The sequence below is a fragment of the Mesorhizobium kowhaii genome (genome assembly GCF_003253745.1).
In the GTDB taxonomy this organism is placed as follows: Bacteria; Pseudomonadota; Alphaproteobacteria; order Rhizobiales; family Rhizobiaceae; genus Mesorhizobium; species Mesorhizobium kowhaii.
Genome location: NZ_MZXV01000029.1, coordinates 1 through 1392, shown reverse-complemented (window position 1 = coordinate 1392; position 1392 = coordinate 1). Strand labels below are relative to the sequence as shown.

Below are 1392 nucleotides of genomic sequence, written 5' to 3'. Positions count from 1 at the left end.
GCGCTCGGCTTCCCGAGTCCGATCTGGCCCATACGATGAAATGCCGACGTAGAGCGCCTTGCCTTGCCGCACCATCTGCACGAGCGCGGCGATGGTTTCTTCGAGCGGAACATCTAATGTCGGGCGGTGGGAATAGAAAATATCGACATATTCGACACCCATTCGCTTCAGGCTCTGTTCGAGCGATGCAAGCAGGTGCTTGCGGGATCCACCCGCCCCATAAGGACCCGGCCACATATCCCAACCGGCTTTCGAGGAGATGATCATCTCGTCGCGGTGGCTCGAAAAGTCCTTTTTGAGAACCAGTCCGAAATTCTCTTCCGCCGACCCGTAGGGCGGGCCATAATTGTTCGCCAGGTCGAAATGAGTGACACCCTTGTCGAAGGCACGCCGGATCACCGCCCGGCCGGTCCCGAAGACATCTTGACCACCGAAGTTCTGCCACAGGCCCAACGAAATCGGCGGGAGCTTCAGCCCCGACCGACCACAGCGGCGGTAGGCAATCGCGTCGTATCTCTTGGTATCTGCAACGTACATTCAAGCCTCGTATTTGCATTGCATGCGGCATTTCGGTCCATCGGCCGCGCAGCATTCGACAGGTTGAATACCATCGTCGATTAATGAATCAATGGGTGAGAGGTAATCAGATCAGTGAGTTACGCTCATCGATGGTCAATTGATTGTCACCCATGGTCCGACCTCCGCAAAAGTTCATTTCAGCGGATTGATCTCGCGTATCACCTGAATGAGGGCACTGATCCCGAAGGGGAGTTGCCGGCGACTCGAATAGTACATGGACAATGGCGGGCCGATTGAAGACCATTGCGGCAGTGCCACTTCCAGCCGTCCTGCTGCAAGGTGAGGGCTCGCGAGCTTTTCCAGGCAATAAAACAGACCAATACCGTCGATCGCAGCATTGATGGCGAAGGCCGACTCACTTGAGATGAGTGAGCCGGGAACGTCGATCTCGCGCCGATCGTCGCCGTGCTCGAATTCCCATTTGTAAATCTGCCCTCGCCCCGTGCGGATGCGGATACATTGATGGGAACGAAGATCGTCAGGCAATTCCGGCCGACCGCGGCGCTCGAAGTAAGCCGGCGCGCCGACGACCACCCACTTGAGTGGCGGCGTCAATGGAATGGCGATCATGTCCTCCGGTATCGTGCCACCATATCTGAGACCAGCGTCGAAGCCTTCCGCTGTCACGTCGACGAAGTGATCGTCGACGGCGATCTCCAGTTCGATATTGGGAAAGCGCTGCAAGAAGATCGGCAATGCCGGGCGCAGAAGTAAAGTCGACGCATCGCGCAGTACATTCAACCGCACACTACCGGCGGTCCCTTCGTGGTGCCCGTGCAGTTCTTCCAAGCCGGAATTGATAAGATCGAGGCC

Annotated in this window: 2 protein-coding genes; both read right to left on the bottom strand. The window is 57.0% G+C overall.

Going from position 1 to position 1392, the window contains the following annotated elements; all coding sequences use genetic code 11:
- A partial coding sequence (locus B5V02_RS12775; protein WP_208647074.1) for an aldo/keto reductase occupies positions 1-537 on the bottom strand: 537 nt, incomplete at its 3' end.
- Between the two features lie 174 nt (positions 538-711).
- Positions 712-1392: LysR substrate-binding domain-containing protein (locus tag B5V02_RS12770; protein ID WP_208647073.1), on the bottom strand; the 681-nt coding region annotated here is incomplete at its 5' end.